Raw genomic sequence first — 14,736 nt, forward strand, 5'->3', positions numbered from 1 at the left:
TGCTCCGTCAGGCTGTGGCGGCGTCGAGCGCGGGCTCGCCGATCCGCAGGTTGCGATAGGCATCTCGATCGTTCTCATCGAGCGCGACGATATACGGTTCGACCGCGCGCTTTTCGCTCGTCATTCGGCCATTGGCGTCCTTGCGCAAATGCGTATGACAGAACCATTGAGCGTCGTCGCGCTGCGGATAGTCCACGCGATGGTGATAGAGCCCCCAGCGGCTTTCGGTGCGAAACAGCGACGCACGTGCCGCCATTTCCGCGCAATCGCGTATCGCGCGGACTTCGGCGGCCCGCATCAACTCGTGCGGATTCGCGGCAGATATTGATTCGATATCCTCGGTTATTTCGGCAAAGCGTTGGAGGCCGATTTCCATCTTGCGTGTGACCTTAGGTGGTTGAAGGTAATCGTTCACCATGCGGCGCAGCTTGTATTCGACCTGCGCGGGCGCGAGGCCGTGCTCGCGCTCGAGCGGTGCATAAATGCGCGTTCGCTCGGCGTGAACCTGTTCCTGGTCGACGGCTGCATGGTCGCGGCCCGCCACGTACTCCGCCGCGTTATGCCCGGCGAACCATCCATAGGTGAAGGCGCCGAGCATGTAGTTGTGCGGCACCGCCGCCATGTCTCCGGCGGCGTAAAGGCCCGGCACCGTGGTCTCCGCGCGCGCGTTAACATACACCCCCGACGCGCTGTGCCCGCTGCAAAAGCCGATTTCCGAAATGTGCATCTCGATCATCTGGCTGCGGTAGTCGGTGCCACGTCCTTCATGAAAGCGCCCGCGGCTCGGGCGCTCGTTGGTATGCAGAATCTGTTCGATCGTCTGAATGGTCTCTTCCGCAAGGTGATCGAGCTTCAGAAACACAGGGCCGTTGCCGCTTTGCAGTTCCTGGTAGAACTCCCACATCATCTGACCGCTCCAGTAATCGCATTCTATGAAGCGCTCGCCCTTGCCATTCGCGGTGAAGCCGCCGAGCGGGCCGGTGACATACGCACAGGCCGGGCCGTTGTAGTCCTTGATGAGCGGATTGATCTGGAAGCATTCCAGATTCGCGAGTGCAGCGCCGGCGTGATACGCCATTGCGTAGCCGTCGCCGGCATTGGTCGGGTTCTCGTAGGTGCCCATCAGATAGCCCGACGCGGGCAGGCCGAGCCTTCCGGCTGCACCGCAACTGAGCACGACGGCCTTCGCGCGCACCACGTAAAAGTCGGCGGTGCGGCAATCGAAGCCGAGCACGCCGCATACGCGTCCCTGCGCATCGGTCAATAGGCGCGTCGCCACAATGCGGTTTGTGATCGCCACGCGTGCGCGTTTGAGCTGCCTGTACAGCACTTTCTTGATGTCGTGGCCTTCGGGCATCGGCAGCACATACGAACCCATGTGATGCACTTTCTTGACTGCGTAGTCTCCGTTGCCGTCTTTTTCGAACTTGACGCCCCAGCGGTCCAGTTCCTCGATGGTCGTGAAGCTATGGCGTGCGTATGCATACACGGCTTCCTGATCCACGATGCCGTCGTTCGCGATGGTGATTTCGCGTGTGTACTGCTCGGGCGTCGCGTGGCCGGGAATCACCGCGTTGTTCAGCCCGTCCATGCCCATGGAGATGGCGCCGCTGCGCTTCACGTTGGCCTTCTCGAGCAGCAATACCTTCAAAGACGGATCGCGCTCCTTCGCCTTGACGGCCGCCATCGGCCCTGCCGTGCCGCCGCCGACCACCACGACGTCGTAGTCGAGTACATGCGTATTCATGGAGCCTCCGTTGCTTTCCTGCGGGTTTTTTGGGGGTCTTGCCGCGGATCTTTCTCGCGGTCCACACGCAACCTGTATTGGAAGGCGTCGCCGCGAAAGTACAGGTATTCGAAATCGACCGGCTGCCCCGACGCGTCGTGCGTAAGACGCTCGATACGCAACACGGGGCTGCCTTCCTCGACACGTAAAGCGTCGACGATGTCGTCATCGGCGAGAACTGCGTCGATGGAAACGTCGGCGTGACCTAGCGGCAGCCCACAGTCGTTTTCGAGAATCAGGAAGATGTCGCGCGTCGCGAGGTCGGCGTTTGCAAGGCGCCGGCCGAGCGCTTCGGGCACCCACGTCAGTTCGAGCGATACGGGCTCGCGATTGAGCAGCCGTACCCGATGAATCTCCGTGACAGGCGTACCTTCGGCAAGGTTCAGGCGCGCGGCGACGTGGCGTCCGGCTTCCACGGTTCTGAAACTGCGCAGCTGGTTCACGATTTCATAGCCCATCGACGACATGGCTTCCGCGAAGCCCTGCAGCGAGGTGACATTCTGGAATGCCTTGGGCTTGGAAACGAATGTGCCCTTGCCATGCAGCCTGAACAGCAGGCCCTCCTTCTGCAGATCGCCCAGCGCCTGGCGTACGGTGATGCGGCTCACGCCGAACCTGCGGCATAGGTCGTGTTCGGACGGCATCTGCGTATGCGGCGCATACGTGCCGTCGAGAATGCGTTCGCGCAGCGCGTCCTTGATCTGTGCGTACAGCGGAAGAGGGGAGACCGATGCGCCGGAGATATCGGCGGCTACCGGTACGAGAGTCGTTTTCGACATCGCTCAAACTTGTTATGACAAGACGAAGTGCACTCTAGTAAGACGCCGTCTTTAATCAAACCAAGTTTTTCTGCTTTGTATTTCTCGTCGCGGAGTTAGATAGATGAAGCACAGAAGAGATGCGCCGCAACGGCTGTGCGGCGTATCTTGTCTGGTCCAAAATCAGAACGCGTGCCGCAAGCCCACCATGCCGACAAACTGCGAGGGGCCAGACGAAGGCGTCGCGTTCTGCGAATCGCCGACCACCGCGACCGCGTCGATGATGCTGGTCGCGTTACTGCCCGCAGCCGCAAGCGTCTTGCCTCGCGCGAGCTGATACGCTTCCAGCGCGTAAAGCGTAGTGCGAGTGGAAAGGCTATACGTCTGTTCGAGCGAAATCTCGTGATAGCGCGCAGGATCGCTGACACCGTTCGCCTTGCTCGCCCGCGTATAGCTATAGCCGGCGCCGACAATCACGGCGGGCGTGATGCGGTACGTCGAAATCACGCCATATGTATTGAAGACACCTTCGCTCGCAAACAGCGAGCCGTGACCCGGCGCATATTGCACATTGGAATAGTTGATGCCGATCATCAGGTCCTGCGCGGTGTAGCGCGCCGCAGCCGCGAACAGCTGTGCGCTGCGTGCGGTGGCGTAGCCGCTGTTCACCGGCGAGTTGATCGCGTAGCTGCCGAGTGCGGCGCTCGTCGCGATGTCTTTCAGCTTGACGTAGCCCGCTGCGACGGCGAACGGCTTGTAGTCGTAGCGGAACGCCGCGCTGAAATGACTGCCGTTCGCAACGCTGCCCGGTACGCCGCCAAGCCCATACTGCGCGCTGAATTGCAGACCCGCGAGCGTCGGCGATAGATAGGTAACCGAATTATTCAGCCGTAGTGTGGTGTCGAGTGCGTCGATGTCGCCAGGATGGGCGCCGGTGGCGCCGGTCAGCACGCCGGTGGGCCCGAGCGCGCCGACCATCTGGAAGTAGGGCGTGTATTGGCGGCCGAGCGTGACGGTGCCATAGCGGTCGTTGCTGAGCCCCACATATGCCTGCCGGTTGAAAATGAAGCCCGAACTGCTCTGCGCGCCGGTCAGCGAGTTGAAGCCGCTTTCGAGCCGGAAAATTGCTTTTGTGCCGCCGCCGAGATCTTCCGCGCCAAGCAGGCCGAATTTGCTGGCCTGCAGATTGCCCTGGCTCATATAGAAGTTCGCATGGCCGCGCTGATTGCTGACATAGGTGAACGCGTTGTCGACCACGCCGTATAGCGTGACGCTGCTTTGCGCCGACGCGCCCGTACTCAGCAATGCGCCCGCCAGAGGCAGGCAGGACATGACGACCGCGCGGGTCCGCGCGAGCTTCGATACGTTCATGATGGCAAGTCTCCGATCCAGTCTTTCGGTGTTTTCAGTACAACGGAATGACGCGCATTTCAGGGCGCGGTGGAAATCGTCAGGCATCGCCAGCCATCGGCAGATGCGTCGTTGAGCAGCGTGCCGCGCTCGCACGTGACGGGCCGCGTCTCGTGCATCGGCATCAACACGCGGACCGCGTCCTGCGCTTGCGGCATCGAGCCTTCGTGTTCTACCGCGATCCGCAGCGCGTTGGCATCGCCGGTGATCGTCACGTTCCAGCGGCCTTGCGCACCCAGGCGCCAGGCTTCGCTTTCGCCGTCGTCTTCGATCGAACCGCCACGCGTCGTGCCTGTGCCTGCATGCGGCACGACGATGAACGCCCGTTCGTCGGCCGGACGGCCGAAGTGTTGTTCGGCAATGTTCAACGCAATTACGCTGCCCTCGCGCAGCAACATGACGGGCTGCTCGAACGGCGCGGGCAGCGTCACCGTCTGGCCGCCCTCGAACGATTCGCCGCTCCAGTACGAAACCCAGCGCGTTCCCGCGGGCAAATAGACGTCCCGCGCCGTTTGACCCGCCTCGACCACCGGTGCTATCAGCATCGAGGAACCGAGCATCATGTCGTCGCCATCGACAAGGCAGCGCGGATCGTGCGGAAATTCGGCGAACATGGGTCGCAGAACCGGCTCATATGCGCTGTGCGATTGCCACAGCAACTCGTACAGATAAGGAATGAGCCGGTAGCGCAGCTTGATCAGAGCGGCGATCTGCTGCGTGACTTGCGGATACATCCACGGTTCGTTGACCGTGCCGTCGTCGTTCCACGAGTGGATGCTAAAGCGCGGCAGGAAGATGCCGAACGCGACCCAGCGCGCGAACAGTTCCGGACCGGGCGCAGGGCCCGAAAATCCGCCGATGTCGTGGCCGCTGTTCGACACGCCGGACATGGCAAGCCCGAGGCCCATCTTGAGATTGAAGCGCAGCGTTTCCCACGAGGTGTAGTTATCGCCCGACCACGTTTGCACGTAGCGATGCATGCCGACGCCGCCCGAACGCGAGACGAGGAACGGTCTGCGCTCAGGCGCGAATTCGCGCTGCGCGTCGCGCGAGGCCCGCATCATCAACTGCGTTTGCAGCACCTTGGCCTCGTGCGCCGGATACGCGTTGCCGAAGCCGCGCGCGATCGCGTCGCGCGTCCAGATCTCGAACTCGTTGTTGTCGTTCCAGGTCGCGGCTATGCCGTGTTTCAGCAGGCTCTCTTTCACGCGCGACTTCCACCAGTCGATCGTGCCGGGATTGGTGAAGTCCAGATATGCGCCGACTTCGTCCCAGAACTGCACCCACGCGGGCTCGCCGTCGCGCGATTCGATCAGCAGGCCTGCATTCGCAGCCTCTGCGAATGCAGGATGGTCCTGCAACAGACACGGCTTGATGTTCGCGCACAGACGCACGCCGTGTTCGAGGTAGCCGTTGACGAAACCGTCGATGTCCGGAAACTTCTCGCGGTTCCAGTTGAACACGTAGCGCTTCGCGCCAATCGACGTATAGCCCGACGACAGGTGGAACGAATCGCACAGCACGTCGTGCTCGCTGCATCGTTCGATGAATTCGCCCATGCGTTGCTGCGCATTGGGCGCGTCGGTGTAGCTCATTGTCGAGCCCGAATAGCCGAGTCCCCATTTGGGCATCCACGCGGGACGCCCGGTGAGCCACGTAAAGCGGCGCACCGCGTGCAAGGGCGTGTCCGCCGACGCAATGAAGTAGTAATCCAGATCGCCATGCTCGGCGACGAAATGCCGATAGTGCCCGTGATAGTTGTCGAGCTCACGGCCCATGTCGAAGCGGCAATCCGCGAGCGTGTCGTAGAAGAGCCCGAAGCCGGTAGATGTTTCGGGTTGCCAGGTAATATAAAACGGTATGTGCTTGTAGAGCGGATCGGTGGTGCGCGCGTTATAACCCATCGCGTCGATGTTGCGCATCTCGTACGACTGTTCCGAACGATCGAGCGAACCGGCACGCTCGCCGAGGCCGACATACATCTCGTCCTTGCGCCGTTCGATGTAGTGATAGACGCGCTCGTCCCACCAGCCGAAGTTATACGACTGCGTCTTGCGGTCGTTCATCACGCGGTGCCAGACGGCGTCGCGCAAAATGTCCCACGCGCAGAAGCCGCCCTCGAGGGTGATGCTCACGCGAACGCACGCCGTTTGCACGACGAGCTGAGCGCCGTCGTTCGCAACCTGAAACGAAGGCGGCGTGAAGCCGCTCATATCGCGGCGGTCGCGGCCTTCCAGCGGAACGTCCTCCGCGCCCGGCGCGATGGCCCAGGTGCGCGGGCCATGCAGTGCTCCGTCGGGCAACACCAGTACGCGGATGATGTCGTCCGCGAGAACGAAGAGTTCGATCCGGCAATTCTCGGGTGAGGCGAGAACGATGTGATTGCCTTCGTGAGACGCCAGCGCGAAGCGCGGCGGGTGCTTAAGATTCTTGATTGAACGCATGATGAGTGGTCGGTGAAATCATGCAGCCGCGTTCGAAGCCGTATCGGCTCCGCGCGGACGTGCGTCGCGCGAAACGCCGCGCATCAGGATGATCAGCAGCGTCGCGCCGATGATGTCGAAAGCGCCGAGCGCGCCGAAGAGCGGTGTGTAGCCGATCTTGTCCGCGAGCGCGCCGACCATCAGCGAAAAGCCGAGGCCGCCGATCCACGCGGACATGCCCGCAAAGCCCGCAACCGTACCCACTTCGCTCGGGTCGAAGACGTCGGCGGCGAGCGTATTGACGAGTGCCGAGATCATCTGATGCGCGAAGCCGCCCACGCAGAAGAGTGCGATAGCTTCGTACGGCGATGCGACGAGACCGATGCAGGCGGGCCCGAGCATCATCAACGCGCCGAGCGCCACGCCCGTGATGCGCGACCAGATCAGCGGCACGCGCAGATGCTTCATCAGGAAGGGCGACAGGTAGCCGCCGAACAGGCCGCCCAGATCGGCTGCGAGAAACGGCAGCCACGCGAACAGCGCGATCTGCTTCAGATCCATATGACGCTGCGTGGCCAGATAAAGCGGAATCCAGAAGCTGAAGGTCTGCCATGCTGGCTCGGCGAAAAAGCGGGCTTGCGCGATCGCCCAGAAACGGCGCGTGCTCAACACTTCGCGGATGCTGCTGCGCCGCGGTGCCGGCGGAGTCTGGCCGCTGATGATCGTTTCGCGCTCCGCTTCGCCGATTCGCGCATGCTCGGTCGGCGAACGGTACAGCGTGTACCACGCCGCGGCCCATACGAAGCCGAGCGCGCCGGTCACCGCGAACGCGCTTTGCCATCCGTAGCGAAGCGACAGGAATACGACGAGCGGGGGAGCGAGCAGCGAACCGAGCGAGGTACCTGCATTGAAGTAGCCCACGGCCACGGACTTCTCGCGATTCGGAAACCACTCGGCGACCACCTTCATGCCGGCCGGAATCGCGACCGCTTCAGTGAGACCCATCAGGCCGCGCAGCGCGGCGAGCGAGAACCAGCCGCTCGCGAAGCCATGCAGCACGCCTGTCAGCGACCACAGGCAGGCAAAGAGGGCAAAACCGAGGCGCAGACCGATCAGGTCGATGATGAGGCCGCAGACCGGCTGCATGATGGTGTATCCCACCTGGAAGGCGCCGACCACATACGAGTATTGCTGCGTGCTCATGTGCATGAGCTTCATCAGTTCTGGAGCCATCACGCCGAGGGCATTGCGCGACAGGTAATTGACGATGGTCCCAAGACAGACGAGGGCGATGATCCACCAGCGCAAACCGATGATTGTCTTCAAGGTATGTCTCCGTGCTCGCATGTCCGGCGGCTGCGGCTGGCGCGATCATGCGCGAATTCGAACATTTTTGGGTGTTTAGTGTCAGTCATCGTATCACTGTGAGACTTCTTTGTTACTAGGGAAAACCATATCAACCGGGCAATGGGCAAGACGTCATCGGCGTTTAGTCGGGGTGCTGCCCCGTGGTGCCCCTAGACGTCAGATGACTGCTTTAAGTGGCAGAACTTCAATCAAATGTTCTTTCGAACATACAATGTTCATTGGCGATCAAGTTCATGCTGCAGGCAAAGTACCCCGGGCGCAGCCGGGCCCCGAGCCGCCGCCAGGCGTCTCTCACTGCATCGGGCAACACTCTGTGGAGACCATAATGCTTCGGCTTCCGAAATAAATTGATGCAGACGGGCGATTGCTGGGCTTAAAGCGGACACCATTCCTCACCGCCATTCGCTGGCTGCGTCAGTTCCCGCTCGCGCGACGCCCGGAATGTAACGGGAAGTAACGTCTCGCCCCTGCTGCGATCTAATGCATCAGTTATTACAAAGTTGAAATACGCCGCTCGCGGCCTTGCGCTATATTTCCGCCAACAACACATTCTTCCAAGGGTGATCGATGAAGTCCGCTCGTTTTGTTCCGCTTCTGATCGGGGTCGTTGCGTTGGGCGCGTCGGGTGCAGCAATGGCCGGCGGGGTCAACATCGGGGTGAATATCGGCATTCCCGCGCCGGTCTATGTGGCGCCCGCTCCGGTTTATGCACCGCCGCCTCCGCCTCCGCCGCCTGTCGTGTATCAGCCCGCGCCTGTGTATTACGGCGCTCCGGCCATTGTGATCGGCTGGCACGGCGACCGCTACTGGGACGGCCGCCGCTACTGGGCGCGTGACGAGTGGTATCGTCATCATCCGCCGGGGCGTTATGACTATCGCCGCGATCACTACGATCACGGTCGCGGCTGGCACTGAGTCGCAGCAGCGACTCATTGGCAGCGACAGAAACCGCCCGAATGGGCGGTTTTTTTATGGCCTCGCGAGCCGGACCAGTGGCCAGACGGGCTTACGGTTGGGGTAGATTTATTGGGTAGAATTCCCTCACCACGAATTGTCCACTGACCACCAAGGCGCTTATGACAACTGGCTCGCGACGGGTTCCATCGCCTCGTGCACTTAAATGTGTCATTTCCAGGCTCTCGCGCGTCGGTTCGGCGGTCGTGTCAAGTTCATCGCGCAATGCAGGCGTCGTGGTGCTGCTGTGCGGTGTGCTCGCCGCAGCCGGTCTTTTCGCGGCGCCTCGCGCTCACGCGGTCTATGCGATCGCCCAGTACGGCGAGCCGAAATATCCAGCGGACTTCAAGCATTTCGACTACGTCAATCCGGATGCGCCGAAGGGCGGCACACTCGTGCTGGCCAATCCGAGCCGCCTCACCAGCTTCGATAAGTTCAATCCGTTCACCTTGCGCGGCAACACCGCGCCCGGCGTGGACCTGCTGTTCGAAAGCCTGACGACGGGCAGCAGCGACGAAGTGGCGTCCGCGTATGGACTGCTCGCCGACGACATCAAGGTCGCGCCGGACGGCCTGTCGACCACCTTCCATATCAACCCGCGCGCCCGTTTCTCGAACGGCGATCCCGTTACCGCGGACGACGTCAAGTATTCGCTCGACACGCTCAAGAGTCCGCAGGCCGCGCCGCAATTCATGTCGATCTTCGGGCAGATCGTACGCGCGGTCGTCGTCGATCCGCACACGGTACGGTTCGAGTTTCACCAACGCAATCGCGAGCTGCCGTTGCTCGCGGGCGGCATGCCGGTGTTTTCACGCAAGTGGGGGATGAAACCTGACGGCAGCCATATTCCGTTCGATCAACTCGCGTTTGAAAAGCCGATTGGCAGCGGCCCGTATCTGATCGAACGCTACGACAACGGACGCACGATCACCTACCGCCGCGATCCTGACTACTGGGGTGCGGCGTTGCCGGTCCGCGCGGGCATGTACAACTTTGATCGCATCGTCTACAAGCTGTATTCGGATAGCGTCGCGCGGCTCGAGGCCTTCAAGGCCGGCGAATACGATGCGCTCGTGGAATATGTGGCGCGCAACTGGGTGCGGCGCGACGTGGGCAAGAGGTTCGATAGCGGCGAGCTCATCAAGAAGGTGTTCCCCCAACATAACGGCACGGGCATGCAGGGCTTCATGCTCAACACGCGGCGGCCGCTGTTTCAGGACGTGCGCGTGCGCAAGGCGCTCGATCTCGCGCTCGACTTCCAGTGGCTCAACCGGCAGTTGTTCTTCAATCAGTACACGCGTATCGACAGTTTCTTTGCCAATACCGATCTGCAGGCGAAGGGCCTGCCGTCGGCGGGCGAACTGGCGCTGCTCGAACCATGGCGCGCGAGGCTCGATCCCGCGGTGTTCGGGCCGCCGCCGAAGCAGCCCGATACCGATCCGCCGGGCTCATTGCGCGCGAATCTGCTGCAGGCGCGCGCGTTGTTGCAGGAGGCAGGGTGGACCTATCGCGACGGCGCGCTGCGCAATGCAAAGGGCGAACCGTTCGAGTTCGAAATACTCGACGACTCGGGATCGGCCACGCAGATGGAGCCGATTGTCGCGACCTTTATCCGCAACCTGAAAAAGCTCGGGATAACCGCAACGTTTCGCGTCGCCGATTTTGCGGTGTACCAGAAGCGCCTCGACGCATTCGACTTCGACACCACGACGATCCGCATGCCGGACGTGCAGGTGCCCGGCTCCGAACAGATCGAGCGCTTCGGCAGCAGGGCGGCGGACACCAACGGCTCGGACAATGTGATCGGACTGAAGTCGCCGGCGGTGGATGCGATCCTGCGCGCGCTCGTGCAAGCGCAGACGCGCGAGCAGCTGCTCGACGCGACGCATGCGCTCGATCGCGTGCTGATGCATGGCTATTACGTCGTGCCGCATTGGTACAGCGCGACGCATCGCGTGGCATTCAAGCGCGGGCTTGCCTGGCCGGCGAAGCTGCCCCTGTACTATGGGGCCGAAGGCTGGATCACATCGACGTGGTGGTTCGCACAGCCGCAACCGGCAAGCCGGGCTGAGCCGCAGTGATCCGCCGCATTCAGGCCGCGCGCTATAGTCATTCAATCACCGCCCTCGCAACGGAACGCCCGCCATGTGGAGCTACATTCTCAAACGCCTGCTGCTGATGATCCCGACATTGCTCGGCGTGCTGACGCTGACCTTCGTCGTGATCCAGTTCGTGCCGGGCGGTCCTGTCGAACAGATGCAGCATGAACTGCGCAAGGGCGCCGAAGGCGCGGTGCCGTTCGGTCTGCGCTCGCACAACGGTGTGGACGCGCAGCAGATCGCACAGCTGAAGGCGCTGTACGGTTTCGACAAGCCGCCGCTCGAGCGCTACGTGCTGATGCTCAAGCGCTTCTCGACGTTCGACCTCGGGCAGAGCTATTTCCGCCATCAGAGCGTGTGGTCGCTGATCGTGTCGAAGTTGCCGGTGTCGATCAGCATCGGTCTATGGACGTTTTTTCTCACATATCTGATTTCGGTGCCGCTCGGCATTGCGAAAGCCGTGCGCAACGGCTCGCGCTTCGACGTCGCGACGAGTCTCGTCGTGCTGATCGGGTACGCGATTCCGGGTTTCGTGCTTGGCGTGCTGCTGCTCGTGTTGTTCGGCGGGGGCACCTTCCTGCAGCTTTTTCCGTTGCGCAACCTCACCTCGGATAACTGGGCGCAATTGAGCGTGGTCGGCAAGATTCTCGATTATCTGTGGCATATCGCGTTGCCGATCACGGCGTCGGTGGTCGGCAGTTTCGCGGTGGTGACGATGCTTACGAAAAACGCCTTCCTCGATGAGATTCGCAAACAATATGTGCTGACCGCGCGCGCCAAAGGTCTTTCGGAGAAACGCGTGCTGTGGAAGCACGTGTTTCGCAACGCGATGCTGCCGCTGATCGTGGGCTTTCCTGCTGCGTTTATCGGGGCTTTTTTCACGGGCAGTCTGCTGATCGAGACGCTTTTCTCGCTCGACGGTCTCGGCTTGCTGTCCTATGAATCGGTCGTGCGGCGCGATTATCCGGTCGTGCTCGGCACGCTGTATCTCTTCACGTTGATCGGTCTTGCGACCAAGCTCATTTCCGATCTTTGCTACGTGTGGGTCGACCCCCGCATCCAATTCGAACAACTGGAACGCTGATGAATCGAGCCCGCCTTTCAGCCGATGCAGCAGCCCGCGTGGAGCCCGCGCGCGCGTTCGTCTCGCCTTCGCCCGCGCGCCGCGTGTGGCAGCGGTTTCGCCAGCAGCGTCTTGGCTACTGGAGCCTGATCGTGTTCGTCGCGGCCTTCGTGGCGAGCCTCGCGGGTCCGCTGTGGTCGAACGACAAGCCGCTCATGGTGCGCTACGACGGGCATTTGTATTTCCCGCTTTTTCAGACCTACGCGGAAACCACCTTCGGCGGCGATTTTCCGACGCCAGCAGATTATCTCGATCCCTACATCAGGCAGCGTTTCGATGCGCCTGGCAACTTCGCCGTGTATCCGCCGAATCATTACTACTACGACACGCTCAACTATTTTTCGAAAGCGCCCAACCCCGCGCCGCCTTCGCGTGAAAACTGGCTCGGCACCGATGACCGCGGCCGCGATCTGTTCGCCCGGCTGTTGTACGGCTTTCGTGTTTCGGTGGAATTCGGCCTCGTGCTGACGTTCATCGGCACGATACTTGGCATCGCGGCGGGCGCGGTGCAAGGTTATTTCGGAGGACGTACCGATATCATCGGGCAGCGCCTGATAGAAATCTGGAGCGCAATGCCGGAGCTTTATCTGCTGATCATTTTCTCGTCCATCTTCGAGCCGGGTTTCATTCTGCTGATCGTGCTGCTCTCGCTGTTCGGCTGGATTGGGCTGTCCGACTATGTGCGCGCGGAATTTCTGCGTAACCGCCAGCAGGACTATGTGCGCGCGGCGAAGGCCATGGGTCTGTCGAACTGGCAAATCATGTGGCGGCATGTGCTGCCCAATAGCCTTACGCCGGTCATTACATTCCTTCCGTTTCGCATGAGCGGAGCGATTCTCGCGTTGACCAGCCTCGACTTTCTCGGCCTTGGCGTACCTTCGCCGACACCGAGTCTCGGCGAACTGCTCGCGCAGGGTAAGGCGAATCTGGACGCGTGGTGGATCTCGCTGTCCACCTTCGGTGTTCTGGTCGCGATGCTGTTGCTGCTGACTTTCATGGGCGACGCGCTACGTAACGCGCTCGACACCCGCATCTCCGATGCTATGCGCGCCGGAGGTAATCAGTGAGCACGCAATCGCAAGCGAACCGGCAGCAGCATGGCAGCAGGGAAGCCGGGACCGTCGGGCCGCTGCTCGAACTGGATCATCTTCGCGTGAGCTTCGGCGAAACGGTCGCCGTCAACGACGTCACGCTGGCTATCCAGCGCGGCGAGCGTGTCGCGTTGGTCGGCGAATCGGGTTCGGGCAAGAGCGTGACGGCGTTGTCGGTGTTGCGCCTGTTGAACGACGCGCAGGTGAGCGGCTCGATCCGTTTCGACGGCGAGGAACTGCTTGCCAAAACCGAGCGCGAAATGCGCGGCCTGCGCGGCTCGGACATCGCGATGATCTTTCAGGAGCCGATGACCGCGCTCAATCCGCTCTATACGGTGGGCGACCAGATTGCCGAGACGATCGTGGTGCACGACGGCGTGCCGGCAACTGAAGCGCGCAAGCGCGCGGTCGCGCTGCTCGGGCGCACAGGCATTCCCGAGCCCGGCAAGCGCGTGAACAGCTACCCGCATGAACTCTCCGGCGGACAGCGGCAACGCGCGATGATCGCGATGGCGCTTGCGTGCCGTCCTCGTCTGCTGCTCGCGGACGAACCGACCACCGCGCTCGACGTGACGATTCGCGCGCAGATCGTCGAATTGCTGCTCGAACTGCAGCGCGACGAAGCCGCAAAGCGCGGCATGGCCGTGCTGCTGATCACCCATGACCTGAACCTCGTGCGCAATTTCGCCGAGCGTATCGCGGTAATGGAGAACGGCATGCTCGTCGAAAGCGGGCCGGTGGAGCGGGTTTTCGAGTCGCCGCAGCATCCGTACACGCAGCGGCTGCTTGCGAGCCGGCCGCAGCGCACGGTCATCCCGGTGCTGCCCATTTCCCCCGTGCTGCTCGAAGCCCGCAAGGTGTCCGTCGATTACAGAACGAAGCTGCCGGGATTTGCCGGCTGGTTCCGTTCCGGACGGTTTCGCGCGGTCGCCGACGCAAACATTTCGGTGCGGCAAGGCGAGACGCTCGGGATTGTCGGCGAATCGGGCTCGGGCAAGTCGACGCTCGCCATGGCGCTGCTCGGGCTGCAGCGCACCGCGCACGGCCAGATCGAGTTTCAGGGCAGGGCGCTCGGCAGCTACCGCGGCGCACAGCAGACAGCGTTGCGCTCGAACATGCAAGTGGTATTTCAGGACCCGTTCAGCTCGCTTTCGCCGCGCCAGACGATCGAGCGGATTGTCGGCGAGGGATTGGCGCTGCACCGGCCGCAACTGTCGCCGCAAGCGCGCCGCGACAAGGTGCTTGCCGTGCTGCGCGAGGTCGGCATCGACCGCACCGCGCTGCTGCGCTATCCGCACGAGTTTTCCGGCGGGCAGCGTCAGCGCATAGCCATTGCCCGGGCGCTCGTGGTCGAGCCGCGCATTCTGGTCCTCGACGAGCCCACCAGTGCGCTGGACGTTTCCATCCAGCAGCAAGTGCTTAAGCTGCTGGCCGGGTTGCAACAGAAGTACAACCTCGGCTTCGTTTTCATCAGCCACGATCTGGCCGTGATAGGGGCGATGGCGCACCGCGTGGCGGTCATGCAAAACGGTTCTATCGTCGAAAGCGGAGACGTTGAGAAGATCTTTTCGGCGCCTTCCCACCCGTACACTCGAAAGCTCCTGAAAGCCGCGCTGGACCATTGATTTTTCACCCTTTCACCAATTGTGTGCGCGTCTCGATTGTATTTTTCTATTTGTTTTGACACATGAATACTTACTGGCTAGTATCGACCAAACTTTTTT

The 14,736-nt window shown here is 61.8% G+C and carries 10 protein-coding genes; 5 read left to right on the forward strand and 5 right to left on the reverse strand.

Annotated elements, in window-relative coordinates:
- Positions 1-7 precede the first annotated feature (7 nt).
- The 5 genes from A3AC_RS0119625 to A3AC_RS0119645 all read right to left on the reverse strand — a co-directional run bounded on the left by A3AC_RS0119625 (position 8) and on the right by A3AC_RS0119645 (position 7,703).
- A complete protein-coding gene (locus A3AC_RS0119625; protein WP_025600945.1) occupies positions 8-1,747 on the reverse strand; it encodes a fumarate reductase/succinate dehydrogenase flavoprotein subunit in 1,740 nt (579 codons plus the stop codon).
- On the reverse strand, positions 1,744-2,565 hold the full coding sequence (locus A3AC_RS0119630; RefSeq protein WP_025600946.1) for a GntR family transcriptional regulator: 822 nt from the start codon (positions 2,563-2,565) through the stop codon (positions 1,744-1,746). Before A3AC_RS0119630 ends, A3AC_RS0119625 begins: the two co-directional genes overlap by 4 nt.
- Positions 2,566-2,727: 162 nt before the next feature.
- Positions 2,728-3,915 carry a porin gene (locus A3AC_RS0119635; protein WP_025600947.1) on the reverse strand — a complete coding sequence of 396 codons (1,188 nt, stop codon included), beginning with the start codon at positions 3,913-3,915 and terminating at the stop codon, positions 2,728-2,730.
- Between the two features lie 59 nt (positions 3,916-3,974).
- Entirely contained in the window at positions 3,975-6,398 is a 2,424-nt protein-coding gene (locus A3AC_RS0119640; RefSeq protein WP_025600948.1) for a glycoside hydrolase family 31 protein, read from the reverse strand.
- A gap of 18 nt (positions 6,399-6,416) precedes the next feature.
- Positions 6,417-7,703 carry an MFS transporter gene (locus A3AC_RS0119645; RefSeq protein WP_025600949.1) on the reverse strand — a complete coding sequence of 429 codons (1,287 nt, stop codon included), beginning with the start codon at positions 7,701-7,703 and terminating at the stop codon, positions 6,417-6,419.
- A gap of 609 nt (positions 7,704-8,312) precedes the next feature.
- On the opposite strand from A3AC_RS0119645, the gene A3AC_RS0119650 reads away from it, so the two are divergent.
- The 5 genes from A3AC_RS0119650 to A3AC_RS0119670 all read left to right on the forward strand — a co-directional run bounded on the left by A3AC_RS0119650 (position 8,313) and on the right by A3AC_RS0119670 (position 14,637).
- On the forward strand, positions 8,313-8,660 hold the full coding sequence (locus A3AC_RS0119650) for a hypothetical protein (RefSeq protein WP_025600950.1): 348 nt from the start codon (positions 8,313-8,315) through the stop codon (positions 8,658-8,660).
- A gap of 245 nt (positions 8,661-8,905) precedes the next feature.
- Positions 8,906-10,780 carry an extracellular solute-binding protein gene (locus A3AC_RS0119655; RefSeq protein WP_025600951.1) on the forward strand — a complete coding sequence of 625 codons (1,875 nt, stop codon included), beginning with the start codon at positions 8,906-8,908 and terminating at the stop codon, positions 10,778-10,780.
- A gap of 64 nt (positions 10,781-10,844) precedes the next feature.
- Positions 10,845-11,882 (forward strand): microcin C ABC transporter permease YejB, encoded by a 1,038-nt coding sequence (locus tag A3AC_RS0119660; protein WP_025600952.1) that lies wholly within the window; start codon positions 10,845-10,847, stop codon positions 11,880-11,882.
- Entirely contained in the window at positions 11,882-12,988 is a 1,107-nt protein-coding gene (locus tag A3AC_RS0119665; RefSeq protein WP_025600953.1) for an ABC transporter permease, read from the forward strand. The genes A3AC_RS0119660 and A3AC_RS0119665 overlap by 1 nt, the downstream gene beginning before the upstream one ends.
- Before the next feature lie 62 nt (positions 12,989-13,050).
- Positions 13,051-14,637, forward strand: a complete 1,587-nt coding sequence (locus tag A3AC_RS0119670; protein WP_035475500.1) for an ABC transporter ATP-binding protein — start codon at positions 13,051-13,053, stop codon at positions 14,635-14,637.
- Positions 14,638-14,736: the final 99 nt, after the last annotated feature.

Origin of the sequence: Burkholderia sp. WSM2230 (assembly GCF_000472445.1) — a bacterium.
GTDB lineage: Bacteria > Pseudomonadota > Gammaproteobacteria > Burkholderiales > Burkholderiaceae > Paraburkholderia.

Excerpts from the sequence above, each read along its gene's own strand:
- A3AC_RS0119625 (WP_025600945.1), bottom strand. The coding sequence starts at position 1,747 with ATGAATACGCATGTACTCGACTACGACGTCGTGGTGGTCGGCGGCGGC.
- A3AC_RS0119630 (WP_025600946.1), bottom strand. The coding sequence starts at position 2,565 with ATGTCGAAAACGACTCTCGTACCGGTAGCCGCCGATATCTCCGGCGCA.
- A3AC_RS0119635 (WP_025600947.1), bottom strand. The coding sequence starts at position 3,915 with ATGAACGTATCGAAGCTCGCGCGGACCCGCGCGGTCGTCATGTCCTGC.
- A3AC_RS0119640 (WP_025600948.1), bottom strand. The coding sequence starts at position 6,398 with ATGCGTTCAATCAAGAATCTTAAGCACCCGCCGCGCTTCGCGCTGGCG.
- A3AC_RS0119650 (WP_025600950.1), top strand. The coding sequence starts at position 8,313 with ATGAAGTCCGCTCGTTTTGTTCCGCTTCTGATCGGGGTCGTTGCGTTG.
- A3AC_RS0119660 (WP_025600952.1), top strand. The coding sequence starts at position 10,845 with ATGTGGAGCTACATTCTCAAACGCCTGCTGCTGATGATCCCGACATTG.
- A3AC_RS0119665 (WP_025600953.1), top strand. The coding sequence starts at position 11,882 with ATGAATCGAGCCCGCCTTTCAGCCGATGCAGCAGCCCGCGTGGAGCCC.